The 24024-nt window shown below is 64.3% G+C and carries 25 protein-coding genes; 10 read left to right on the top strand and 15 right to left on the bottom strand.

Annotated elements, in window-relative coordinates:
* From ACR3EL_RS13650 to ACR3EL_RS13630, 5 genes are read right to left on the bottom strand one after another with little or no spacing between them, the layout of a single operon-like run.
* Window positions 1–801 (bottom strand): PaaX family transcriptional regulator C-terminal domain-containing protein, encoded by an 801-nt coding sequence (locus ACR3EL_RS13650; RefSeq protein ID WP_170339721.1) that lies wholly within the window; start codon window positions 799–801, stop codon window positions 1–3.
* Between the two features lie 51 nt (window positions 802–852).
* Complete coding sequence (paaZ, locus tag ACR3EL_RS13645) at window positions 853–2883, bottom strand: phenylacetic acid degradation bifunctional protein PaaZ (RefSeq protein ID WP_170339723.1); 2031 nt, start codon at window positions 2881–2883, stop codon at window positions 853–855.
* 43 nt (window positions 2884–2926) lie between these two features.
* Window positions 2927–4279 (bottom strand): TRAP transporter large permease, encoded by a 1353-nt coding sequence (locus ACR3EL_RS13640; protein ID WP_170339725.1) that lies wholly within the window; start codon window positions 4277–4279, stop codon window positions 2927–2929.
* Window positions 4276–4782 (bottom strand): TRAP transporter small permease, encoded by a 507-nt coding sequence (locus ACR3EL_RS13635; protein WP_170339726.1) that lies wholly within the window; start codon window positions 4780–4782, stop codon window positions 4276–4278. Before ACR3EL_RS13635 ends, ACR3EL_RS13640 begins: the two co-directional genes overlap by 4 nt.
* A 56-nt stretch (window positions 4783–4838) precedes the next feature.
* On the bottom strand, window positions 4839–5858 hold the full coding sequence (locus ACR3EL_RS13630) for a TRAP transporter substrate-binding protein (RefSeq protein WP_170339729.1): 1020 nt from the start codon (window positions 5856–5858) through the stop codon (window positions 4839–4841).
* 166 nt (window positions 5859–6024) lie between these two features.
* Here ACR3EL_RS13630 and paaG point away from each other — a divergent pair, with 166 nt between their 5' ends.
* The 5 genes from paaG to ACR3EL_RS13605 all read left to right on the top strand — a co-directional run bounded on the left by paaG (window position 6025) and on the right by ACR3EL_RS13605 (window position 9454).
* Window positions 6025–6810: a 2-(1,2-epoxy-1,2-dihydrophenyl)acetyl-CoA isomerase PaaG gene (paaG, locus tag ACR3EL_RS13625; protein ID WP_170339731.1), complete on the top strand. Its 786-nt coding sequence runs from the start codon at window positions 6025–6027 to the stop codon at window positions 6808–6810.
* 2 nt (window positions 6811–6812) lie between these two features.
* Window positions 6813–7241 carry a hydroxyphenylacetyl-CoA thioesterase PaaI gene (gene paaI, locus ACR3EL_RS13620; RefSeq protein ID WP_170339732.1) on the top strand — a complete coding sequence of 143 codons (429 nt, stop codon included), beginning with the start codon at window positions 6813–6815 and terminating at the stop codon, window positions 7239–7241.
* Between the two features lie 15 nt (window positions 7242–7256).
* Window positions 7257–8567 (top strand): phenylacetate--CoA ligase PaaK, encoded by a 1311-nt coding sequence (gene paaK, locus ACR3EL_RS13615; RefSeq protein WP_170339734.1) that lies wholly within the window; start codon window positions 7257–7259, stop codon window positions 8565–8567.
* Window positions 8568–8570: 3 nt separating this feature from the next.
* Complete coding sequence (locus ACR3EL_RS13610; protein WP_170436209.1) at window positions 8571–9167, top strand: TetR/AcrR family transcriptional regulator; 597 nt, start codon at window positions 8571–8573, stop codon at window positions 9165–9167.
* A gap of 71 nt (window positions 9168–9238) precedes the next feature.
* Window positions 9239–9454, top strand: a complete 216-nt coding sequence (locus ACR3EL_RS13605) for a hypothetical protein (RefSeq protein ID WP_170390801.1) — start codon at window positions 9239–9241, stop codon at window positions 9452–9454.
* Here the strand turns inward: ACR3EL_RS13605 and ACR3EL_RS13600 are convergent, their stop codons facing one another.
* The 10 genes from ACR3EL_RS13600 to ACR3EL_RS13555 all read right to left on the bottom strand — a co-directional run bounded on the left by ACR3EL_RS13600 (window position 9455) and on the right by ACR3EL_RS13555 (window position 17635).
* Complete coding sequence (locus ACR3EL_RS13600) at window positions 9455–10213, bottom strand: Phenylacetic acid catabolic protein (RefSeq protein WP_480721955.1); 759 nt, start codon at window positions 10211–10213, stop codon at window positions 9455–9457.
* 13 nt (window positions 10214–10226) lie between these two features.
* The gene (locus ACR3EL_RS13595; RefSeq protein WP_480721952.1) at window positions 10227–11300 is read right to left on the bottom strand and encodes a 2Fe-2S iron-sulfur cluster-binding protein; all 1074 of its coding nucleotides are present in this window, start codon (window positions 11298–11300) and stop codon (window positions 10227–10229) included.
* Between the two features lie 10 nt (window positions 11301–11310).
* On the bottom strand, window positions 11311–11772 hold the full coding sequence (gene paaD / locus ACR3EL_RS13590; RefSeq protein ID WP_480721949.1) for a 1,2-phenylacetyl-CoA epoxidase subunit PaaD: 462 nt from the start codon (window positions 11770–11772) through the stop codon (window positions 11311–11313).
* Window positions 11773–11778: 6 nt separating this feature from the next.
* Window positions 11779–12540 carry a 1,2-phenylacetyl-CoA epoxidase subunit PaaC gene (gene paaC, locus ACR3EL_RS13585; RefSeq protein ID WP_480721947.1) on the bottom strand — a complete coding sequence of 254 codons (762 nt, stop codon included), beginning with the start codon at window positions 12538–12540 and terminating at the stop codon, window positions 11779–11781.
* Window positions 12540–12824: a 1,2-phenylacetyl-CoA epoxidase subunit PaaB gene (paaB, locus tag ACR3EL_RS13580; protein WP_005978248.1), complete on the bottom strand. Its 285-nt coding sequence runs from the start codon at window positions 12822–12824 to the stop codon at window positions 12540–12542. Before paaB ends, paaC begins: the two co-directional genes overlap by 1 nt.
* A 23-nt stretch (window positions 12825–12847) precedes the next feature.
* Window positions 12848–13840: a 1,2-phenylacetyl-CoA epoxidase subunit PaaA gene (gene paaA, locus ACR3EL_RS13575; RefSeq protein WP_170339747.1), complete on the bottom strand. Its 993-nt coding sequence runs from the start codon at window positions 13838–13840 to the stop codon at window positions 12848–12850.
* Window positions 13841–13855: 15 nt separating this feature from the next.
* Window positions 13856–15058, bottom strand: coding sequence for a 3-oxoadipyl-CoA thiolase (gene pcaF, locus ACR3EL_RS13570; protein WP_170367803.1), 1203 nt, complete (start codon window positions 15056–15058; stop codon window positions 13856–13858).
* Between the two features lie 192 nt (window positions 15059–15250).
* Entirely contained in the window at window positions 15251–15643 is a 393-nt protein-coding gene (locus tag ACR3EL_RS13565; RefSeq protein ID WP_170339751.1) for a carboxymuconolactone decarboxylase family protein, read from the bottom strand.
* The gene (locus ACR3EL_RS13560) at window positions 15627–16751 is read right to left on the bottom strand and encodes an aromatic ring-hydroxylating oxygenase subunit alpha (protein WP_170339753.1); all 1125 of its coding nucleotides are present in this window, start codon (window positions 16749–16751) and stop codon (window positions 15627–15629) included. Before ACR3EL_RS13560 ends, ACR3EL_RS13565 begins: the two co-directional genes overlap by 17 nt.
* On the bottom strand, window positions 16748–17635 hold the full coding sequence (locus ACR3EL_RS13555) for a MurR/RpiR family transcriptional regulator (RefSeq protein ID WP_480721943.1): 888 nt from the start codon (window positions 17633–17635) through the stop codon (window positions 16748–16750). Before ACR3EL_RS13555 ends, ACR3EL_RS13560 begins: the two co-directional genes overlap by 4 nt.
* 68 nt (window positions 17636–17703) lie before the next feature.
* Here ACR3EL_RS13555 and ACR3EL_RS13550 point away from each other — a divergent pair, with 68 nt between their 5' ends.
* Genes ACR3EL_RS13550 through ACR3EL_RS13530 form a run of 5 tightly spaced genes read left to right on the top strand, consistent with a single transcriptional unit; the run spans window position 17704 to window position 24014 of the window.
* Complete coding sequence (locus tag ACR3EL_RS13550) at window positions 17704–20157, top strand: FAD-dependent oxidoreductase (RefSeq protein ID WP_170339757.1); 2454 nt, start codon at window positions 17704–17706, stop codon at window positions 20155–20157.
* Window positions 20154–21233, top strand: a complete 1080-nt coding sequence (locus tag ACR3EL_RS13545) for an alcohol dehydrogenase family protein (RefSeq protein WP_217358607.1) — start codon at window positions 20154–20156, stop codon at window positions 21231–21233. Before ACR3EL_RS13550 ends, ACR3EL_RS13545 begins: the two co-directional genes overlap by 4 nt.
* The gene (locus ACR3EL_RS13540; RefSeq protein WP_170339758.1) at window positions 21230–21808 is read left to right on the top strand and encodes a dimethylsulfonioproprionate lyase family protein; all 579 of its coding nucleotides are present in this window, start codon (window positions 21230–21232) and stop codon (window positions 21806–21808) included. The genes ACR3EL_RS13545 and ACR3EL_RS13540 overlap by 4 nt, the downstream gene beginning before the upstream one ends.
* Window positions 21805–22911, top strand: a complete 1107-nt coding sequence (locus ACR3EL_RS13535; RefSeq protein ID WP_222457278.1) for a mandelate racemase/muconate lactonizing enzyme family protein — start codon at window positions 21805–21807, stop codon at window positions 22909–22911. The genes ACR3EL_RS13540 and ACR3EL_RS13535 overlap by 4 nt, the downstream gene beginning before the upstream one ends.
* Window positions 22908–24014: a mandelate racemase/muconate lactonizing enzyme family protein gene (locus ACR3EL_RS13530; protein WP_480721938.1), complete on the top strand. Its 1107-nt coding sequence runs from the start codon at window positions 22908–22910 to the stop codon at window positions 24012–24014. Before ACR3EL_RS13535 ends, ACR3EL_RS13530 begins: the two co-directional genes overlap by 4 nt.
* The last annotated feature ends 10 nt before the right edge of the window (window positions 24015–24024 follow it).

Below are 24024 nucleotides of genomic sequence, written 5' to 3'. Positions count from 1 at the left end.
TCAGTCTTGGTTCAGATCCTCGGGCAGGGGGCGCGGCAGTTGGTCCAGCAGGCGGAACACCTGCGCGCGACAGGCCGGGCCGGTCCAGTCCGGCGGGCAGAAACTGTCGGGCAGGTCGGGTAGACGCAGAACGACGCGCCGCCACCGATGCACGATCAACGTGCGCAGCGTGGCGATCTGACAGGGCGTGGGCTCCCAACTGGCCGGGCGGCCTTGGGACACGTGGCGCACGGCCTCGTGCAGGGACCGGCAAGCCGCGCGCAGATCTGGCGGGAACAGTTTTTCATGCACCCATCGCGGAACCGAGCGGGCGGTGACCTCAAGGATCAGCAACTCGTCCTGGTCCACGGGCGGTGACCCCGGTCCCAACGCGATGTTGCGCCCGATCGGCGTGTAATCGTGGCTGAGCAGGATGTCTTCCAGCAGCCGGGTGCCGGTGCCATCCTCGGCGATCAGCAGGTGCAGCGGCGTATCCGGCGCAGGGTCACGCGCATAGATGCGCGGCGTGACCCGGGCCGATTGCGTGCGGCCATATTCGGTCAGGAAATGCATCGAGACGCGCCCGACCCGGTCGCTTTCGATCCAGCCATCCTTGCGCAGACGGTGCAGGGCCACGCGGATCGCCTCGGGCTTGATGCCCATCGGTTCGATGATGCGGCCCAGCGCCCCGCCCGATATCTTGGCGCCACGCTCCTGCGCCATGTCGCCGAACAGCGACACGATGATCGACCAGACCCGCTGATTCTGCGGGTCGGCCAGTTCGGCCACAGCCTGAGTGAACCACGGATGCGCGTTGGTCATGCGCCCAGTCTATCCGGCCCGGCTGTGCAAGAAAAACACTTTGCCGCGCGCTCAGTAGGCGTTCATGGTCAGCAGTTCATATTCGGCGACCTTCTCGTCATCCTGATTGGTCAGGGTCACGTGCCAGCGCATCTCGCCATATTCGTCGGTGCGGCGAGTCTTTTGCTTGACCGTCAGGCGGACCTTGATGCTGTCGCCGGCCACCACCGGCTTCATGAAGCGCAGGCCGTCCAGCCCGGTATTGGCCAGCACCGGCCCTTCGTTCGGCTCGACGAACAGGCCGGCGGCAAAACTCAGCAGCAGATAGCCATGCGCCACCCGGCCCGGAAAGAACGGGTTTCTGGCCGCTGCGTCCTCGTTCATGTGGGCGTAGAATGTGTCGCCGGTGAAATGGGCGAAATGTTCGATGTCGTCCAGCGTGATGGTCCGGGGCGCCGTGTGCAGCGTCTCGCCGATCTGCAGTTCCGTGAATTTGCGGGTGAAGGGGTGCGCGGGGCCTTGGATCTCGGGCGCGCCGGGGATCCATTTCCGGCCGATCGTCGCCAGCATCCGGGGCGAGCCCTGCAGGGCCGTGCGCTGCATGTAGTGTTTCACGCCGCGCACGCCGCCCATTTCCTCGCCGCCACCGGCGCGGCCGGGGCCGCCATGGACCATGTGCGGCAGGGGCGAGCCATGGCCGGTGGATTCCTGCATCGAGTCGCGGTCGTTGATATAGATCCGCCCGTTGAAGGCGGCTGCGCCCATCACCACCTGGCGCGCGACCTCGGGGTCATGGGTGATCAGCGAGGTGACCAGCGACCCCTGGCCGCGATTGGCCAGCGCGATGGCGTGGTCCAGATCGCGATAGCCCATGATGGTCGAGACCGGGCCGAACGCCTCGGTGTCATGCACGTGCCGGGCGGCGTCGGGATCGGCGCAGTGGAACAGCATCGGCGGCACGAAGGCGCCTTTTTCGGCATCGGCGCCGATCACCTCGAAGGCATCCGGGTCGCCGAATACGCGTTCGGCCTCCTGCCCGATGAGGCTGGCCTTGGCCAGAACGTCGGCCTTCTGCCCGTTTGAGACCAGCGCGCCCATACGCGTGCCGTCCAGCCGCGGATCACCGATCGTGGTTTGCGCCAGCTTGGCCGAGATCGCGGCGATCAGCGCCTCGACCTGCGCCTCGGGGGCGATGATGCGGCGGATGGCGGTGCATTTCTGCCCGGCCTTCGTCGTCATCTCGCGCACGACTTCCTTGACGAACAGGTCAAATTCGGGCGTGCCGGGTGCCGCGTCGGGGCCAAGGATCGAGGCGTTCAGGCTATCCTGCTCGGCCACGAACCGCACCGAGTTGGTCACGATCACCGGGTTCTGCCGCAGCTTCATCGCGGTGTCTGCCGAGCCGGTAAAGCTGACCACGTCCTGACAGGTCAGGTGATCCAGCATGTCGCCCAGCCCGCCCGAGACCAGCTGCAGTGCGCCGTCGGGCAGGATGCCGCTGTCCAGCATGATCCGCACGGCCAATTCGGTGACATAGCAGCTGTTGGTGGCGGGTTTCACGATCGCCGGAACCCCGGCCAGCAGGGTGGGGGCCAGTTTCTCCAGCATGCCCCAGACCGGGAAGTTGAAGGCGTTGATATGCACGGCCACGCCCTGCAGCGGGGTGCAGACATGCTGGCCCAGGAAGGTGCCATTCCGTGACAGCTGTTCGACATCGCCATCCAGAAAGACATGGCCGTCGGGCATCTCGCGCCGCCCTTTCGAGGCAAAGACGAACATGGTGCCGATGCCGCCGTCGATGTCGATCAGGTGATCCTTCTGCGTGGCGCCGGTTTCAAAGCTGAGGTCATAGAGCGCCTGTTTGCGTTCCGACAGCGCCTGCGCCAGCGCCTTGAGCATCTTGGCGCGTTCATGAAAGGTCAGCCGACGCAGGGCCGGCCCGCCCATGTCGCGGGCATGGGCCAGCATCGCCTGCACGTCCAGCGCGTCGTTGCCGGCGGTGGCAAAGGGCTCTCCGGTGATGGCCGAGGCGATGGTGCGGGCCCCGGCTCCGGGCGCAACCCACTGGCCCGCGGCGAAACTGGAAATCTGTTTCAGAGACATGAGATGCTCCTGTATTGGGGCCGCCTTGCGCGGCGAAATGAGCTCAGTGACCCAGCGCGCCCATCTGTTGCGGCAGGTACAGAACGATGACGGGAACTAGGACGATCAGCGCCAGGCGGAAGATGTCGGCCACCCAGAACGGGGTCACGCCGCGAAAGATCGTTCCGGTCGAGACGTCGCCCACCACGCCTTTCAGGATGAACACGTTCAGGCCCACCGGCGGGGTGATCAGCGAAATCTCGGTCACCACCACCACGACGATGCCGAACCAGATCGGGTCATAGCCCAGCGAGGTCACCAACGGGAAGAAGATCGGAACCGTCAGCAGCAGCATCGACAGGGACTCGAATACGCAGCCCAGGATGATGTAGATGCCCAGGATCATCAGGATCACCACGAACGGCGCCACGTCATAGGCGGTGACCATGGCGATAAGCGCCTCGGGCAGGCCGGCCAGGTTGATGAAATTCGAGAAGATCTGCGCGCCGATCAGCACCGCGAACAGCGCGGCGGCGGTAAAGCAGGTTTCCTTCAGCACCTCAAAGGTCGATCCTACGGTCAGCCCGCCGCGGAACAGCGCGATCAGAAAAGCCCCGGCGGCGCCCATGCCTGCGGCCTCGGTCGGCGAAAAGGTCAGGTTCAGCGGTTCGAAATCGAACACGCCATACAGCCCGCCGATCACCAGGAAAAACAGCAGCAGCACCGCCCAGACGGACCCCAGCGCGCTGATGCGCTCGCCCCAGCTGGCGCGTTCGCCGGCTGGTCCGGCCTGAGGGTTGCGCCACACGGTCCAGCGCACGGCGAACAGGTAGAACAGGATGCCCAGAATGCCGGGGATGATGCCGGCCATGAACAGCTTGCCGATCGAGGTTTCGGTCAGCAGCCCGTAGATGACCAGGATGACAGAGGGCGGGATCAGGATGCCCAGCGTGCCGCCGGCCGCGATCGAGGCGGTCGACAGTTCGTCGGAATACCCATAACGGCGCATCTGCGGCATCGCGACTTTGGACATGGTCGCGGCGGTGGCCAGCGACGATCCGCAGATCGCCGAAAACCCGCCGCAGGCCGCTACGGTCGCCATGGCGATGCCGCCGCGCATGTGGCCTAGAAAGGCGTTGGAAACGGCGTAAAGCTCGCGCGCCATGCCGCCCTTGTTGACGAACAAGCCCATCAGGATGAACAGCGGCACGACCGACAGGCCGTAATCCTGCGCGGTATCGGTGATCTGGCGGCCGACCATCGACATAGCGGCCTTCAACCCGCGCTCGTCAAAGATCGAGCCGCCGCGTTCATAGGCAAAGCCCAACGTGCCGACCAGCCCCATGGCAAAGACGATGGGCAGGCGCATCAGCACCAGGATCAGGACAAGGGCAAATCCGATGAGGGCAGCGGTCATTGAGTGGATTCCGTCAGGGTCTTGGGGGCAAACAGGTACAGCAGTCCGGTGATGATCATCACCACGGCGGTGATCGCCACCGATGCAGTGATGAACCAGCCGACGAGGTATGTCGGGATGCTGAGGTATTCGGTGACATCGCCATAGTCGCGGGCGCGTTCGGCCAGGATCCACACGCGCTGGACCGGCCAATACAGCATGGCGCCGCTGAGGATATAGATCACAGCATCGCGCAGGCGGCTGAGCCGCAGGCGGTGGAAGATACCGTCGGTCAGGTCCACGGCGATATGCCCGTTGGTGACCGAGATGATGGGCAGCACCGAGAACACCAGAATGGCCATCAGGATGCGCGTCAGTTCGGTGGCGGCCTCGATCGGCGCGTTGAAGACCGATCGCAGGATCACGTCGCAGAAGGTCATCACCATCAGGATGAACAGGGCCGTGCAGGCGACGATCACCGGCAGGACGCTGGCGCGCCGTACAAGCTGGATGAGAGGGGTCATCGGGTGGCTCCGAATGGGGCTGGGTGGGGGCGGCCTGCGCCGCCCCGCAGCAGGGATCAGTTCGAGGACATTTCCGACTTGATCTTGTCATAGGCGGCTTGAGCATCGACACCGGCGTCGTTGACTTCGGCAATCACCTTGGCGCGCACGTCCTCGGCGATCGTCGAGAATTTCTCCATGTCCTCGGCGGCGGCTTCGTGGATCGCATTGCCCTCGGTGCTTTGGGTCGCTTCACGACCGATGGCGTCAATCTCGTCCCAGATCTTGCCGATCTCGCGGCTCAGCGGCTCGCCGAACACGTTTTCCTCCAGCGCTTGCTGGATGTCTTCCGGCAGGTCGGCAAACGTGTCTTCGTTCATGATGAAGGCAAACGACCCGCGATACAGGCCACCCGGCATCTCATAGACGTTCGGGGCAACCTCGGTCAGCTTGAAGCCCTTGCGCGATTCGAGGGGCATGACCACGCCGTCGGCGGCCTTCGAGGCCAGTGTCTCATAGACCTTCGGCGCCGGAACCTGGATGCCGGTCGCACCCAGCGCGGTGCCCACGTCGCCACCGACGCCACCGGGGATCCGCACCTTGAGGCCCGATATTTGGTCCATCGAGGTCACCGGACTGCTGGTGTGCAGCTGGGCCGGGCCGTGGGTGTGCAGAGCGATGACCTTAACGCCGCGGTGTTCGTCAGCGGCCTTCAGATACTTTTCATAGGCGCGCCAATAGGCAACCGAGGCGGCCTCGGCCGAGCCTTCATAGCCCGGAAGTTCGATCAACTTGGTCGTCACGAAGCGGCCCGGCTGATAGCCGTGGAAGATGATCGACGCATCCGCCGCACCATCCATGATCAGGTCCATCTGGGCCGGGGGCGGGGCGATGCCTAGCTTCAGCTCGGCGGTCACCTTGCCGTCGGTGGCCTCTTCGACCATCTCGACGAATTTGGGCCACATCTTGGCGTTGATCCCGTGGGTGGGCGGCGCCCAGCTGGAAATCGTCAGGGTGTAATCCGCCGCAAATGCCACGCTGCCCGACACTGCCAAGGCAGCCGTCGCCAACAGCGTTTTGATCCCGTTGAGTTTCATGACTGGTTTCCTCCTCCAAAACATGAGTCATAAATGCGTTAATGGTCCTTTTTGTAACCATCAACCGGCCGAAAGCCCGGATTCGGCGCTTCGTCGGAGAAATTTATTGACCAACCGTTCGGTTAATGCAAGAAGAATATCGAAACGAATGCAAAGCGAGCGGCCCATGAGCGATACGATTCTTGCGCAGCGGCGTGGAAATTATGTGGAAATCACTCTCAACCGCCCTGATCGCCTGAACAGTTTCACCGAGGAAATGCACCACGCCCTGCGCCGCGCCATCGAAGGCGCGCGCGATGAGGGCGCGCGGGCGATCCTGCTGACCGGAGCCGGGCGCGGGTTCTGCGCGGGGCAGGATCTGGCTGATCGCGATCCGTCGAAAATGGACGGCCTACCGGATCTGGGCCACACGGTGCGCACCTTCTATGCGCCGCTGGTGCGGTTGATCCGGTCGCTGAACTTTCCGGTGATCTGCGCGGTCAACGGCGTGGCCGCAGGCGCGGGCGCCAATCTGGCGCTGGCCTGCGATATCGTGCTGGCCGCCGAGTCCGCGAAATTCATCCAATCTTTCGCCAAGGTCGGGCTGATCCCCGATACCGGAGGCAGCTGGCACCTGCCGCATCTTCTGGGCGAGGCGCGTGCCAAGGGGCTGGCGCTGACCGGCGAGCCCTTGGCGGCGAAAGCGGCTGAAGACTGGGGCCTGATCTGGAAAGCCCTGCCCGATGCCGATCTTATGACCGAGGCGCGCGCGCTGGCCGAACGCCTGTCGAACGGCCCCACGCTGGGCCTCGGCCTGACCAAGCAGACCATTCAGGCCGCCGCGACCAACAGCCTGACCGATCATCTGGAGATCGAGGCCGACGCCATGAAGACCTGCGGTGAATCCGCTGACTATGCCGAAGGCGTCGCAGCCTTCCTTGAAAAGCGCAGCCCGGAGTTTCGGGGCAAATGAACATGACACCGAAAGTACGCGCCGAAAAAGCCGCCGCCGCGATGTGGGCGCAGGACCATGCCTCGAAATGGGCGGGGATGGAACTGATCGAGGTCGACGAGGGCACCGCGACGCTGGCGCTGACCGTGCAGCAGCATCATTGCAACGGGCACGGAATCTGCCATGGCGGCGTGACCTTCATGCTGGCCGACAGCGCCTTTGCCTTTGCCTGCAACAGCCGCAACCAGTCGACCGTGGCCCAGCACAACGTGATCAGCTATGTCGCGCCGGGCCGGCTGGGCGACCGGCTGACCGCCCGTGCGACCGAGCAGAGCCTGACCGGCCGCAGCGGCATCTATGACGTGACAGTGACCAACCAGGACGGCCAAAAGATCGCCGAGTTCCGGGGCTTTTCCCGCGCGATCAACGGCACCCTGTTTCCCGAGACCTGAGGTGAGGAGGACATCATGAAGGATCTGACCCCGAACAAAGCGGATCTTGACCCGATCGAGATCGCGTCGATCGATGAAATCCGCAGCTTGCAGTTGGACCGCCTGAAATGGTCGCTGCGCCATGCCTATGAGAACGTGCCGATGTACAAGCAGCGGTTCGACGAGGCCGGGGTGCATCCCGACGATCTGCAGACGCTGAGCGATCTGGCCAAGTTCCCCTTCACCTACAAGAACGACCTGCGCGACAACTATCCGTTCGGCCTGTTCGCCGTTCCGCGCGAGCAGATCATCCGCCTGCATGCCTCGTCCGGCACCACGGGCAAGCCGACCGTGGTGGGCTATACAAAGAACGACATCGACAACTGGGCCGATCTGGTGGCCCGCAGCCTGCGCGCCAGCGGTCTGCGCAAGGGCGACATGATCCACAACGCCTATGGCTATGGCCTGTTCACCGGCGGTCTGGGCGCCCACTATGGCATCGAACGACTGGGCGCCACAGTGGTTCCCATGTCCGGCGGTCAGACCGAGAAACAAGTGGCCCTGATCACCGATTTCAAACCCGACGGCATCATGGTCACGCCGTCCTACATGCTCAACATCCTCGAGCAGTATCACAAGGTCGGGATGGACCCGCGCGAAAGCTCGCTGTCGGTGGGCGTGTTCGGGGCCGAGCCCTGGACGGATGCGATGCGCAAAGAGGTCGAGCAGGCCTTTGACATGCACGCCGTCGACATCTACGGCCTGTCCGAGATCATGGGGCCGGGCGTCGCCAACGAATGCGTGGAAACCAAGGACGGCCCGGTCATCTGGGAGGATCACTTCTACCCCGAGATCATCGACCCGCAGACCGGCGAGGTTCTGCCCGACGGCGAAATGGGCGAGCTGGTCTTTACCACGCTGACCAAGGAAGGCCTGCCGATGATCCGCTACCGCACCCGCGACCTGACGCGGCTGCTGCCGGGCACCGCGCGCTCGATGCGGCGGATGGAGAAGATCACGGGTCGCTCGGATGACATGATCATCCTGCGCGGGGTCAACGTCTTCCCCAGCCAGATCGAGGAACAGGTCATGGCCACCGGCGGCATCGCCGCGCATTACCAGATCGAGCTGTACAAATCCGGCCGCATGGACGCGATGCGCGTCTATGTCGAGGCGATGCCCGACGCGGCGGATGAGCTCAGCAAGACCGCCGCCGCGCGGATGCTGACCAAGCGGATCAAGGACATCGTTGGCGTTTCCACCGAGATCGTTGTAGGGGACCCCGGCGATGTCGAGCGCAGCCAGGGCAAGGCCAAGCGCGTCGTCGACAACCGAGACAAGGAGTGAGGTTTGGCCCGTACGATTGCAAAAGATCACGACCAGAAACGCGCGCAGATCCTGAAATCGGCGGCGCGGGTCTTTGCCCGCGAAGGCTTCGACCGCGCCTCGATGACCCAGCTTGCGCGCGAATGCGGGATCTCGAAGGCCAACATCTATCACTATTATGACAGCAAGGACGCGATCCTGTTCGACATTCTCGAGACCTATCTGCGGGAACTGCGCGACCTGATCTGCGGTCTCGAGATTGAAGGCCTGAGCCCGCCCGAAAAACTGCACCGCGTGGTGGCCGAGATCCTGCTGGCCTATCAGGGTGTGGATGACGAACACCGGGTCCAGACCAGCGGCATGTCGGCTCTGCCCGAGGATCAGCAGCGCCTGTTGCGCGGGTATCAGCGCGACATGGTGAATTTCCTCAGCGGGATCCTGTCCGAGGTCGCACCCGACGTGTTCCAGGGCGACGGAGCCAAGCTGCGGTCGGCCACGATGTCGGTCTTCGGTATGCTGAACTGGTACTACATGTGGAATTCCGGTGCCGATGCGCAGGCGCGCCGGGACTATGCCGCGCTGGTCAGCAACCTGACCCTGTCGGGCGTCAAGGCGCTGTAGCTCCGGCCCTGCCGGCATTGTGATTTGGCTTTCGCGGGTGTCTTGGCGTTTACTTGCGGTCGGAGGGCGCCATGCAAAAACCGGAACGGTTCGACAAATTCTATTTCGCCAAGGTCGGGATGGGCGAGGCCTGCGGCTGCGCCGAGCGCATCATCGACGTCTATGAATTCAACCGCAAAGCGGGTGCGCGTGACGCGGGCACGGGCAAGCTGGCCCGGTCAAGGCGTCGCGGCCTGCGATCGCTTGCCCGGAAATACGGCCTGATCAGCCGCCCCAGCGGGCGGTGATCACGGGGTGCGCAGGCCCAGCCGCGTGACGACCTCTGCGGCCTCGGCCAGCCAGCGGTTTTTCAGTTCGACCCCCGAGGCCCGGCGCAGGCCCATCTGGCGCAGCTTTTCCATCCGCTCGGGGTTGCCCGCTCCGAAACCTGCGGCCACCCGGGGCCACCAGTAATCGACCGATTCCCGCATCGCCGGCGCCGCGCCCTGTTCCAACAGCTTGACCGCGCCTTCCAGGGCCAATTCACCGTGATGCGCCTCGATCGGGGCGATAGCGCGGAACGCCTCGGCCAGCGGCTGATAGGACACCAGCGCGAACTCGGCCAGTTGCACGCCCACGGCCCGGCTCATCAGCAGGTTCATCACCACCGCATCGGTCCAGCCTTCGATTGGATAGTTGAAGACCGCAAGGCGCATGTCATGTTCGCTGCGCGTGGCCCCGATATCGGCGGAACGGTCCAGCCGGGCGGTCCACGGGTGATGCGTGGCATAGCGGTCGGTATCCGCGCCGAACTCGCCCATGATCTTCAGCACGCGGTCGGCATTGTCGGTCTTTTCCAGAACGATCTTCGCCGCCGCGATGCGTTCCTTGATGCCCGGCCCCTGGTTGATGATGTCCGCAAACCCAGCCGCACCGGCCAGTTCGCTATCGACGAAGGTCGCCATCAGTTTCATCAGCTCGGCCCGGTATCGGGGTGGCACATTGGTCGGGTTGGTCAGAACGCCGCCTGCCGCTAGGTAGCTTTCGATGCTCATGTCTTCGGCCATGGTCCCTCTCCCTTTACTGGTCGTAATCGACGACGACATTGTCGGTCAGCGGGTAGGCCTGGCAGCTGAGCACATAGCCTTTCTCGACCTCGTAATCCTCGAGCGCGTGGTTGGCGACCATCTCGACCTCGCCTTCGATCACCTTGCAGCGGCAGGTCGAACAGACCCCGGCCTTGCAGGCATAGGGGGCGTCCATCGCGTTTTCCAGCGCCGCATCCAGAATGGTCTGGTCCTTGGGCATGGTGATGGTCTGGGTGGCGCCGTCCAGCGTGACCCGCGCCTGGGTCTGGTTGGCCTGCGCGGCGCTGGCGGCATCGCCCTGCTTGCGTTTGGCGCGGCCGGGTTGGGCGCTTGCGAACAGCTCGAACTTGATCTGGCTGTCGTCCAGCCCGTGTTCGCGCAACGCCTCGGCAATGCCCAGCATCATCGGCTCGGGGCCGCAGATGAAGGCGGTGTCGGTGTTTTCGACGTCGATCCAGTGCTGGAACAGCTCGGCGCATTTCTCCTTGGTCACCAGCCCGGTGAACAGGTCGATCTCTTGCGCGTCGGTTTCCAGGATATGGATCACGTTCAGGCGGCCCATGTACTGGTTCTTCAGGTCTTCCAGCTCTTCGCGGAACATGATCGTGTTCACGCCCTTGTTGGCATAGACCAACGTGACGCGCGCATTCGGCTCGCTCGCCAGCGTGGTCTTGAGGATCGACAGTACGGGCGTGATGCCCGACCCGCCGGCAAAGCCCAGGTACTGCCGGTGCGCGGACGGGTCCAGCGGCGTGTGGAAGGCCCCCATCGGTGGCATCGCTTGCAGCCTGTCGCCCACTTCCAGTTCGGTGTTGGCCCAGGTCGAAAAGGCGCCGCCCTCGACCCGTTTGATGCCCACCTGCAGAACGCCGTCATCCTTGCCCGCGCAGATCGAGTAGGAGCGGCGCAGCTCTTCCCCGTCAAATTCGCGGCGGAAGGTCAGGTACTGGCCCTGGACAAAGTCGAATTCCTCGGCCGCGCCGTTCACCGGCTTCAGCGTGACCACGACCGCGTCGCGGATGGTCTTGTGGATGTCGGTGACTTCCAGATCGTGAAAACGTGCCATCCGGTCCTCCTCAGATGCACTTGAAATAGTCGAAGGGTTCCAGGCAATCGGTGCAGCGCCAATGCGCCTTGCACGGGGTCGAGCCGAACTGGCTGACCTTTTCAACTGCCGTGCTGCCGCAATGCGGACAGCGGTCGGGTCCGCCTGCGGGCTGCGGCGGCGCGATGCCATAGTCCTTCAGCTTCGCACGGCCATTGTCGCTGAGCCAATCGGTCGTCCAGGCCGGAGAGATGCGGGTCTCCAGCTTGATTTTGTCGATGCCGTGGTCGCGCAGGGCGGTTTCGATGTCCATCGCGATGACCGAGGTCGCCGGGCAGCCCGAGTAGGTGGGCGTCACGGCAACCTTCAGCGTGTCGCCTTCCCATGTCACATCGCGCACGATTCCCAGATCGACGACCGAGATCACGGGGATCTCGGGGTCGGGTACGGCGTCGAGCCATTCCCAGACCTGCTCTACGGTGGCGCGGTTCATCGGGCTTTACCAGGTTGTGCCCGGATAGGCCCGCTGCAGCCATTGCATCTGGGTCAGCAGATGGCCCAGATGTTCGGTATGCATGCGCCCGTCGCGGCCGCCCTTGTGGGAAAAGCGGCTGTCGGGAATGGTCAGGGTGGCCTCGGTCAGCACGCGCCGAACCAGCGCGTCGTATTCCTCGCGCAGGCTGGCCGGGTCGGGTGCGATACCCGCGGCGGCCATCTCGGCATCGACGTCGTCGCTGGCGAACATCTCACCGACATAGGGCCAGAGGTAGTCCAGCGCCTCCTGCATGCGCCTGTGGCTTTCTTCGGTGCCGTCGCCCAGTCCGACCACCGTGTCGCTGGACCGTTCCAGGTGATAGGCGACCTCTTTGCTGGCCTTCTCGGCAATCGCCGCGACCCGGTCGTCGGACGATTTCAGCAACCGGCCCAGCATGATCGAGTGCCAGGCATCAAAAAGGAACTGGCGCATAAGGGTGCGGCCGAAGTCGCCGTTGGGCACCTCGACCAGCAGCACGTTGCGGAAATCCCAAGCGTCGCGCAGAAAGGCCAGATCGTCGGCGGACTTGCCTTCGCCCTGAACCTCTCCGGCCAGGCCCAGCCACATCTGCGTCTGGCCGATCAGGTCCAGCGCGGTGTTGGCCAGCGCGATGTCCTCCTCCAGCACCGGCGCATGGCCGCACCATTCGCTGACGCGATGGCCCAGGATCAGCGTGCTGTCCCCCATCCGCAGCAGGAATTGCAGGAATGCCTCGTCGCGGGTCATCACATCGCCCCCACTTCTTCGGGGATGTCGAAAAAGGTCGGATGACGGTAGACCTTGCTTTCGCTGGGCTCGTACAGCGGGCCCTTGTCGCTGGGCGAACTGGCGGTGATGTTGTTGGCCTCGACCACCCAGATCGAGACGCCCTCGTTGCGGCGGGTATAGACGTCGCGGGCGTTCTTGATCGCCATTTCGGCGTCGGGTGCGTGCAGCGAGCCGACATGGCGATGGCTCATGCCGTGCTGGCCGCGGATGAAGATTTCCCACAGGGGCCATTCGTTTTTCATCAGGTGTCCTCCTATCGGGCAGGTTATTCGGCTGCGACCTTGCGGGCGCGTTTCTTGCGGGCATGTTCCAGCAGACCGTCACGCACCCATTTGCCCTCGTCCCAGGCCTTGTTGCGGGCGGCCAGGCGGTCGGTGTTGCAGGGGCCGTTGCCCTTGATCACGTCAAAGAATTCCGACCAGTCGGGCTGAGTGAAATCGTAATGCCCGCGCTCTTCGTTCCACTTCAGGTCCGGGTCAGGGATGGTCAGGCCCAGATACTCGGCCTGCGGCACAGTCTGATCCACGAATTTCTGGCGCAGCTCGTCATTGGTGTTGATCTTGATCTTCCACGCCATCGACTGGGCCGAATGCACCGAGTCCTTGTCGGACGGGCCGAACATCATCAGCGACGGGTACCAGAACCGGTTCAGCGCGTCCTGCGCCATCTTGCGCTGTTCAGGCGTGCCCTCGGCCATCTTGCGGATCGCGTCATAGCCCTGGCGCTGGTGAAAGCTTTCTTCCTTGCAGATGCGGATCATCGCGCGCGAATACGGCCCGAACGAGGTGCGCTGCAGCGGCACCTGGTTCATGATCGCCGCCCCGTCGACCAGCCAGCCCACCGCGCCGATATCGGCCCAGTTCAGCGTGGGATAGTTGAAGATCGAGCTGTATTTCATCCGCCCGTCCAGCAGCATCTCGGTCAGTTCGTCGCGGCTGACGCCCAGGGTTTCGGCGGCGCAGTACAGGTACAGGCCATGCCCGGCCTCGTCCTGCACCTTGGCCAGCAGGATCGCCTTGCGTTCCAGCGTGGGCGCGCGGGTGATCCAGTTGCCTTCGGGCAGCTGTCCGACGATCTCGGAATGGGCGTGCTGGCCGATCTGGCGGATCAGCGTCGCGCGATAGTCGTCGGGCATCCAGTCCTTGGGCTCGATCTTGATGTCGGCGTCGATCTTGTCCTGAAAGGCGCGTTCCTGCTCGGTCATTTCCTCGCGGGATTTGACGCCTGTTCCTGCCGTCTTGATCATCTGAGCGTACATGTCGGGTCTCCTCCCTTACACGCGTTCGAGAATAAGCGCGGCGCCTTGGCCTACGCCCACGCACATGGTGCACAAGGCATAGCGCCCGCCGGTGCGGCGCAGCTGATAGGCCGCCGTCATGACCAGCCGCGCGCCGGACATGCCCAGCGGATGGCCGATGGCGATGGCACCACCATTGGGATTCACATGGGGTGCATCATCGGCCACGCCAAGTTCACGCAGGGTGGCGAGACCCTGGGCCGCGAAAGCTTCGTTCAATTCTATCACATCCATCTGCTCGATGCTCAGCCCCGTGCGGGCCAGCACTTTGCGGGTGGCCGGGACCGGGCCGATTCCCATGACCCGAGGCTCGACCCCCGCGACCGCCATGCCCACGACACGGGCCATCGGGGTCAGGCCGTTCTTCTGCGCGGCAGCTTCGTTGGCCAGCAGAATGGCCGCGGCGCCGTCATTGACGCCCGAGGCATTGCCTGCCGTCACCGTCTTGTCCGGCCCGTTGACGCCCTTCAGGCCTGCCAGCTTTTCGGCCGTGGTGCCGGGGCGGGGATGTTCGTCGGTGTCCACCACCAGCGGGTCGCCCTTGCGCTGGGGGATGGTGACGGGGGTAATTTCCTCGGAGAACACCCCGGTCTGATGCGCCGCCGCCCAGCGGGCCTGGCTGCGCGCTGCAAAGGCATCCTGATCGGCGCGGCTGATGTCATAGTCCTCGGCCACGTTGTCGGCGGTTTGCGGCATCGAATCCGTGCCGTACATCTGCTGCATCTTCGGGTTCACGAAACGCCAGCCGATCGTGGTGTCATAGACCGCGTTGGCGCGGGAAAAGGCGCTGGCGGCCTTGGGCATCACGAAGGGCGCGCGCGACATGCTTTCGACGCCACCGGCAATCGCCATGTCATAATCGCCCGCCTTGATGGCTCGAGCGGCCATGCCGACCGCATCCATGCCGCTGGCGCACAGGCGGTTGATCGTGGTGCCGGGCACTTGAACCGGGAAGCCGGCCAGCAGGGCGGCCATGCGCGCCACGTTCCGGTTGCTTTCGCCGGCCTGGTTGGCATCGCCCAGAATCACGTCATCCAGGCTGGCCCAGTCCACTTGCGGGTTCCGCTCTTTCAGCGCAACCAGCGGGATCGCGGCCAGATCGTCGGTGCGAACCTGGGACAGGGCCCCGCCATAGCGTCCGATCGGGGTGCGCTGTGCGTCGCAGATGAATGCGTCCATGCGTCAGAACCTCGTGTCTTGCGTCCGGGGTCAATAAGTGACCGTTTGGTCGGGTAATACGCCCGGAAGCGATTCGCGGCAAGAAAAATGTAACGCAATTGGGCATCAAATCGAAATTCAGTAACGTATTTGTGCTGACATGAGAAAACCCGCACGGGGGCGGGCGATCTCGATCTTCGGGACAGGAACCGGCTAAAGCTGACCGGCCTCGGTCAGAACCTTGCGCGCCACGCGAAAGCACTCCAGCGCCTGCGGGACGCCGCAATAGATGCCGACGACATGGATGATCGCCCGGATTTCCTCCTTGCTGACGCCGTTGTTCAGGGCTCCGCGACAGTGGATCTCCCACTCGTGCATCTTGCCCAAGGCACCGATCATCGACAGGTTCATCATCGAGCGGGTCTTGGGGTCGATCACCTCGTCCCCCCAGCCAAAGCCCCAGCACCAGGCTGTCATGGCCTCCTGAAACGGGCGGGTAAATTCGTCCGCCGCGGCCAGGTTCCGTTCCACGTATTCGTCGCCCAGCGTCGCCTTGCGCTGTGCCAGTCCTTTCAGGAAAAGGTCTTCGTCAAAGATGTCGGCCATCGTCTACTCCGCTTGCATTTGTATCTACCGCCTCGCGCATCCATTGCTGCAAGCGGGCGATCGAATGTTCCGACATTACGCCGCAAGCCGGGTCCAGCACCAGAGGGCCGGGGCGATAGCCGCGCGATTTCAGGCCGCGATGCACGCTTTCAACCAGCCGGATGTCTTCTTCGACGGTGGTTTCCCGGTCCTGCACCGCCAGTTGGCGGATCACCGCGCTTTCGGACCCGCCCTCGGTGTACCATCCGCGCCAGACGGTGCAGTGATCGGCATCCTGCGCGCGCCAGTGATAGGTGTTCAGCACATTACCGGGATAGCACTGGAACGAGAACATCGGCCACAGAAACCATGACTGATAGTCGCCCGCATGTGGCACCGAAAGGTCGATGGGATAGGTCATCTTGTCGAGGCTCTGACACTCGGTGGTATGGCGCAGGACGTATCCGCCGCCTGCATCGGGTTGAATGTCATAGGTTTCGGGTTTGACCACACCGGTGGCAAAAGTCGGGTGATTGGTCGGGCAGTGATAGCATTCCGAGTAGTTCTCGATACTGACCTTCCAGTTGCAGTTTTCGGGGATCTCGACCCACTCCAGCGGCTCAAGATCGTCAATGTGCGGGACAAAGGCGCGGATTTCCGCGCGCACGCCGGGGTACCAGTCGTCCATTGGCGCTGCATCGTCGTCGAGGTTGACGAAGATGAAGCCGTTGAACAGCTCGGTCCGCACCGGCGTCAGGCAGATCGCGCTGCGGTCGAAGCCCGGAACCGATTTGATGTTCGGCCCGGCGCGCAGTTGCCCGGTGAGTTCATAGGTCCAGGCGTGATAGGGGCAGACGACGACGCGGGTGTTGCCGGCCCCGGTCACCATCTCATGCGCGCGGTGCTGGCAGACGTTGTAGAAGGTGCGGATTTCGCCGTCGCGCCCGCGGATGCAGAACAGGTTCTGGCCCGCGATTTCAAAGGCGAAATAGTCGCCCGGCTCGCGCACCTGCGCCACATGGCCGGCAAATTGCCAAGTGCGGGCCAGAAGGCCCTGTTTCTCCTGCTCGAATATCGCCGGGTTGGTGTAGTAGCGGGCTTCCAAGGAGCGGGTCAGCGGTGCGGTCATTCAGGCTCCTCCGCATAGAGGCCAAGTTGGTGCCGGCGGCGGTGAAACCGCTCCACACGCTCGACGATTTCATCGCTGGACAGGGCGACCACGAAGGACAGAAGTGTCTCCAGCAGCGCGATGGTCGAAACCGATGACGGAAAGAACTGGGGCGTGTCGGCGGCGACGACAAACCCATGTTGCGCGTTCAGAACGACCGGGCTGGCGGGGCTGTCGGAAATGCCGACCACAGTCATGCCCTGTTCGCGGGCCAGCTTCACCGCCTCGATCACCTCGGTCCGGTAGGGGTGGCAGGTCATCGCGATCAGCACGTCCTGTTCATCGGCCCAGGCCAGATCGTCCACCGGGGTCGAGCCGGGGCGGGGAACGGCGTGGAACTGCTTCATCCCGGTCGAGGCGAGGTAGGTAAAGTTACGCGCGTTCGCGTTGTTGACGCCGACGCCCAGCGTGAAAACCTGCCGCGATGTCCAGATCGCCTCGGCCGCGGCCTGCATCCGGGTGGCGTCGATCCCGGCGAAGGTTTCCTCGATATTTCGGATCGCAGCCCCGACCATATCGGCATAGAGCCCGCCCAACTCGCCGGATTTGCCGATCTCCTGCAGCCAGCGGGCGCGGTCGGGGAACGACACGGTGCCACGCCGGATGGCGTCGCGGAACGGCGCGCGGAAATCCTCGTAGCCCTCAAACCCCACCTGCCGTGCCATGCGGACGAAGGTGTTGGGTTTCACGTTTGCGGCCTCGGCGATCTCGCGCACGGTCGAAACGCCCACATCCGCCGGGTTCTCCAGCACATAGCGGGCGGCCTTCTGCGCCTCGGGCGTCAGGGCATCCCATTCACGGGTCAGCCGGTCAAGAACGGTTTTTGATACATTTGTGTCATTCATGATTGACGATGGTACAAATGTGACCTTAGCCTGTCGAGTAGAAATGCGACTCGGTGAGAGGAAAAATCATGTCCGGGAAGGAACTGCCGTCACAGGCCCGCGTGGTGATCGTGGGCGGGGGTGTCATGGGCGTCGGTCTGGCCTATCACCTGGCGCATGAGGGCTGGACGGATGTCGTTCTGCTGGAAAAGGCCGAGCTGACCAGCGGCAGCACCTGGCATGCGGCCGGGCAGATCACCCATTCGACAAGTTCCTTTGGTCTGGGCAAATGCGTGGACTACAACATCGGGCTTTATTCCGGTGCGCTTGAGGCCGAGACCGGGCAGGCGGTGACATGGCACGGCTGCGGCTCGTTTCGGCTGGCCTATACCGAGGACGAGATGGACTGGCTGCGCCATACCCTGTCGGTGGGCCGGTCGCTGGGCTTCAACATTGAACTGGTCGGTGCCGACCGCGTGGCCGAACTGCACCCGTTCTACAACCTCGACGGGGTTCTGGGCGCGCTGCATACGCCGGACGACGGGCATGTGGACCCGACGAACGTGACCATGGCCATGGCGGCGGGGGCGCGTCAGCTGGGCGCGCGGATCATCCGCCGCTGCCGGGCCACCAACATCACCCAGGCGGCCAATGGCGAATGGGTGGTCCAGTCCGAACGGGGCACGATCCGCTGCGAACACGTGGTGAATGCGGGCGGCACCTATGCCCGACAGATGGGCGAATGGTCGGGGCTGCAACTGCCGATGACCTCGATGACTCACCACTATTTCGTGACCGAACCGGTGCCACAGTTCCAGGACCTCGATCACGAGCTGCCGGTGATCCGCGATGATCGCAAGGTCTCGGGCTATATCCGCATGGAGCAGAAGCGCGGGCTGATCGGGATCTACGAGAAGGAAAATTCGAATTCGGTCTGGCATGACCATTGCCCGTGGGACTATGAAAACTGGCTGTTCGATGCCGATTACGACCGGGTTATGCCGTGGCTTGAGGAGAGCCTGAACCGGATGCCGGTTTTTGCCGATCTGGGGATCCAGCGCGAGGTTCACGGGGCGATCTCGCACCCGCCTGACGGCAATCCGCTGATCGGCCCGGCGCCGGGGGTGCGAAACTATTGGTGCTGCTGCGGCACGCAGATCGGCATCGGCTGGGGCCCGGGGCTGACGCGCGAACTGGCGCGGTGGATGGTGCATGGGGCGGCGGACATCTCGATGCGCGACTATGATCCGCGCCGGTTCGGGGCCTATGCCACCAAAGACTGGCAGGTCACCAAGGCGCATGAGGATTACAAACTGCGCCACGAAATTCCGTTTCCGCATTTCAACCGTCTTGCCGGGCGGCCGATCAAGCCGTCCCCGCTGTATGACCGGCTGAAAGCCAAGGGGGCGGTGTTCGAAGAGGTCTATGGCCACGAGCGCCCCCGCTGGTTCGCAAAGCATGGCGTTGAACAGTGCGACCATTATTCCTTCCGCCGCAATGTGGTGCACGACATGGTCGCCTCCGAATGCAGGGCCGTGCGCGAGGCGGTCGGCATCATGGATATCTCGGCCTTCACCAAGGTCGAGGTAAGCGGCCCGGATGCCCGGGTCCTGCTGGACCGGCTGGTCGCCAACCGCCTGCCGCAAAAGGTGGGCGGCATCGCGCTGACCCACATGCTCAACCGCCGTGGACGGATCGAGCTGGAGACCACGGTCGTGAAGCTGGCCGAGGACCGGTACTACCTCGTCTGTGCTGCCTTCTTCGAGCGGCGCATGCTGGATCACCTGACCCAGCATCGCGACGAAGAAAACGTCGATATCATCCTGCGATCCGACGACTGGGCCGCGCTCAGCCTCAATGGCCCTAGGGCGCGCGAGGTTCTGGCCGCCTGCACCGATGCCGACCTGAGCAATGCCGCTTTCAAATGGCTGACCGCGCAGGAAATCGACGTGGCGGGTCACCGGCTCTGGGTTTTCCGCATGTCCTATGCCGGTGAATTGGGGTGGGAACTGCACATGCCGCGTGACAGCGCCTTGGCCGTCTACGATACGCTCTGGGCCGCGGGCGCGCCGCTGGGCATCGCCGATTACGGGTCGTTCGCGATGAACGCGCTGCGGATGGAAAAGGCCTTCAAGGGCGCGGGCGAGTTGACCAACGAGGTCACCCTGGCCGAGGCCGACGTGCTGCGCTTTGCCCGCACCGACAAGGAATACCTGGGCAAGGACCGGACCCTGAACCCCGATCTGCGCTGGCTCTGCGCTTATCTGGAGATCGAACCGGATGGCCAGAACGATGGGCATGGCGGCGAGGCGGTCCTGCTGGACGGCAAGGTTGTGGGTTCCACCGCCTCGGTGGCCTACGGGCATACGGTCGGCAAGATCCTTGCCTTTGCCTATGTCAAACCGCAGGCCAATGTGCCGGGAACCGAAGTGCAGGTGGTAATCGCCGGCGCGCCGCGTCCCGGGCGGATCCTGGGCGCGCCCGCCTATGACCCGCAAAGCCTCCGGCCCCGCACCGATGCCGCGATGGAGGCTGCGGAATGATCCCGAAGACCATGAAGGCCATGGTCCTGACGGGGCATGGCGATCTGGACAAATACGAATGGCACGAGGACTGGCCCACCCCCACAGCCGGCCCGATGGAGGTGTTGATCAGGGTGGGCGCCTGCGGGCTGAACAACACGGATGTGAACACCCGCACCGGCTGGTATTCCAAGGCGGTGGACGAGGCCACCACCGGCGGCGCCTATTCCGAGGTGGACGACGACGACAGCACCTGGGGCGGCGCGCCCCTGACCTTCCCGCGTATTCAGGGCGCGGACGCGGTCGGCACGGTCGTGGCCGTGGGCGAGGGGGCCGATCCTGCGATCATCGGCCGGCGGGTGATCGTGGCGGGCTGGCTGCGCGACTGGTCCGATCCGATGAACCGCGACAAGGCGGGATATTTCGGCTCGGAATGTGACGGCGGCTTTGCCGAATACACCAAGGCCGACATCCGCGGCGTGGCGGCGATCGACTCCGACCTGAGCGATGCCGAACTGGCGACCTTCAGTTGTTCCTATGTGACGGCCGAGGGCATGTTGGACAGGGCGCAGGTCGGCGAGGGCGACACGGTTCTGATCCCCGGTGCCTCGGGCGGTGTGGGAGGGGCGCTGATCCAGCTGTCCAAGCTGCGCGGCGCCCGCGTGATCGCCATGGCCAGTGAGGCCAAGCACCCCGAGGTCGCCAAACTGGGCCCGGATCGCATTCTGGCGCGCAACCCCAGAAACCTGCGAGCCGAGCTGAAAGGGGACCGGATCACCGTCGTCGCCGACGTCGTGGGCGGAGAGATGTGGCCCAAACTGATCGACATGCTGGAGCGTGGCGGGCGCTATACCTGTTCGGGCGCGATTGCCGGTCCGATCGTGCAATTCGACCTTCGCACCTTCTATCTGCGCGATCTGACCTTCACCGGGTCGACCGTGAACACGCCGAAGAACTTCTTTGATGTCGTGAAATACATAGAAAATGGGCAAATCAAGCCAGCTTTGGCCGCCACTTACCCGTTGACTGAGCTGCGAGAGGCCCAGCAGGCCTTCATCGACAAGCAACATACCGGCAACATCGTGGTGATCCCATGACCCTGGAAAACGTTCTCGAAGCCGCGCGGCAACTGCATCAGAGCCTGCCGGCGCTGTCCGAATTCGGCACCTGGCCCACCGACCTGACCGCGGCCGGTTTGCAACCGCGGGCGATCCCCGCCACGCCGCTGGTGCAGGCGCTGGATCAACCCGGATCACCCCGGACAACGGGGTTGGTTCAGGCGATCCGGTCGGCGGCGCATCTTGCCCACTGGAAACGAACCTATACCGAGGCAGAGGTCGGCGCCGATTTCCGAAATCGGTACGGGTATTTCGAACTGTTCGGGCCAACCGGTCATTTCCATTCGACCCAGCTGCGGGGCTATGTCGCCTATTGGGGAGCCGGGCTGGACTATGACTGGCACAGCCACCAGGCCGAGGAGCTGTACCTGACGCTGGCTGGCGGCGCGGTCTTCAGGGTTGGCGGAGATCGGACCTTTGTGGGCGCTGAGGGCACGCGCTGGCACGCCAGTTGGCAAAGCCACGCCATGTCCACAGGGGATCAGCCGATCCTCACTTTCGTACTTTGGCGGGGCGAGGGGTTGAACGACCTGCCCAGAATGGACGCCGCATGAAGATCACCCGCATCTCGGTCTTTCACGTCGATCTGCCGCTCGAACATCCCTATTGGCTTTCCGGCGGACGTCTAAAATTCGAGGTGCTGGATGCCACCTTCGTCATGATCGAAACCGATGCCGGGCTGACCGGCTGGGGCGAGGGCACGCCATGGGGCCACACCTATGTACCCGCGCATGGGCCGGGCATTCGGGCGGGGATCGAGACCATGGCGCCCTTCGTCCTCGGGCTGGACCCGCGCCGGGTTCTGGAGGTCGAGCGGGTGATGGACCACGCGCTGCCCGGGCATCTTTATGCCAAGTCGCCGATCGACATGGCCTGCTGGGACATTGCCGGACAGGCGGCCGGTTTGCCGATTGCCGATCTGATGGGCGGCGGGTCGCGCAGCCCCGCGCCGATCGCCTCATCGGTCGGGGCCAAGACCATCGAGGAAACCCGTGCGGTGATGGATCGCTATCGCGGCCGCGGCTATTGGGTGCATTCGGTCAAAGTGGGTGGCGACGTGGATCGTGACATAGAACGCATCCGCGATGTCGAGGCGCACCGCCCCGCGGGTGAGCGCATCCTCTATGACGTCAACCGCGCCTGGACGCGGCAACAGGCGCTGCGGGTGATGAAGGCCACCGAGGATCTGGGCGTGATGTTCGAACAACCCGGCGAGACGCTGGACGACATTGCCGCCATCCGGGCCCTGCATTCCGCGCCGGTCAGCGTGGATGAAAGCCTGGTCACCCTGCAGGATGCCACGCGCATTGCCCGCGACGGGCTGGCCGAGGTCTTCGGGATCAAGCTTAACCGTGTCGGCGGCCTGACCAAGGCCGCGCGGATGCGGGACATCGCGCTGGCGCATGGCATCGACATGTATGTGATGGCCACCGGCGGCTCGGTTCTGGCCGATACCGAGGCGCTGCATCTGGCCGCCACCATCCCGGATCACAACCGCCTGGGCGTCTGGGCCTGTCAGGACATGCTGACGCTAGACGTTGCGGGCGGGCGCGGTCCACGCAACCGTCAGGGCCATCTTGAACTGCCCGAGGCCCCCGGCCTCGGCGTCGCCCCGGATGAAGATCTACTGGGGGAACCAAAGGCCGTGTACCAATGACACGCATCACCCGCATTTCGCTCTGGCATGTGCCGCTGACCAGCCATCAGGCCTACTACATGGCCGACGGCAAGGCCTGCGACACAGTTGAAACGGTGGTTCTGGCGCTGGACACCGATGACGATCTGACCGGCTGGGGTGAGGTCTGCCCGATTCCGCATTACCTGCCCGCCTATGCGCGCGGCGTGGCCCCGGCGGTTCAGGACATGGCCGCGGTTCTGCTGGGCGCCGACCCGATCGGACCCGAGGCGTTGATGGCGCGGCTGGACCGGCACCTGCCGGGGCATGTCTATGCCAAATCGGCAATCGAAATCGCGCTGTGGGATCTGACGGGGCAGGTGGCAGGGCTGCCGCTGCACGCGCTCCTGGGCGGTCGGCGGGCGCAGACGATGCCGCTCTATCACTCGATCACCTGCATCGCGCCGGCCGAGATGGCCCGCATCGCCCGCGAGGCGCAGGCACAGGGCATCACCCAGTTCCAGGTCAAGCTGGGCGCGGATGCCGATTGGCAGGCCGATGTCGAACGCCTGCGTCTGGTGCGCGAGGCGGTGGGCGACGGGCCGCTGGTCTATGGCGACTGGAACTGCGGCGCCACGTCTCTGGATGCCAGCCGGGTGGGGCGGGCGGTCGCGGATCTGGATGTGATGCTGGAACAGCCCTGTGCCACGATCGAAGATTGCGCCCGCGTGCGCGCTGCCACCGGCCTGCCGATGAAGCTGGACGAATGCGCGCACGACACCGCCAGCCTGCTGGCCGCGCATGCGCTGGGCTGCATGGACGCGGTCGCGGTGAAGCTGTCGAAATTCGGCGGGCTGTCGGCGGCGCGCCGCGCGCGTGATCTGTGCCTGCATCTGGGGGCGAAGATGTGCGTCGAAGACACTTGGGGGTCTGACATCACCACCGCCGCCCTGTTGCATCTGGGCGCGGCCACGGAACCGGCGCGCCTGATGAACGTGTGCGACCTGTCGGGCTATGTCGCGCCGCGGCTGGCGCCCGATGGCCCGGCCCGCAAGGGCGGTCGGATCGCGCCGCCCGACGGGGCCGGCCTGGGCGTCGCGCCCGACCGCGAATACCTGGGCGCGCCGGACGTGATACTGGATTAGGGAGGCGACC

It is taken from the genome of Ruegeria sp. BJ3 (assembly GCF_056535665.1).
This window is presented reverse-complemented; position numbering and strand designations above follow the sequence as displayed.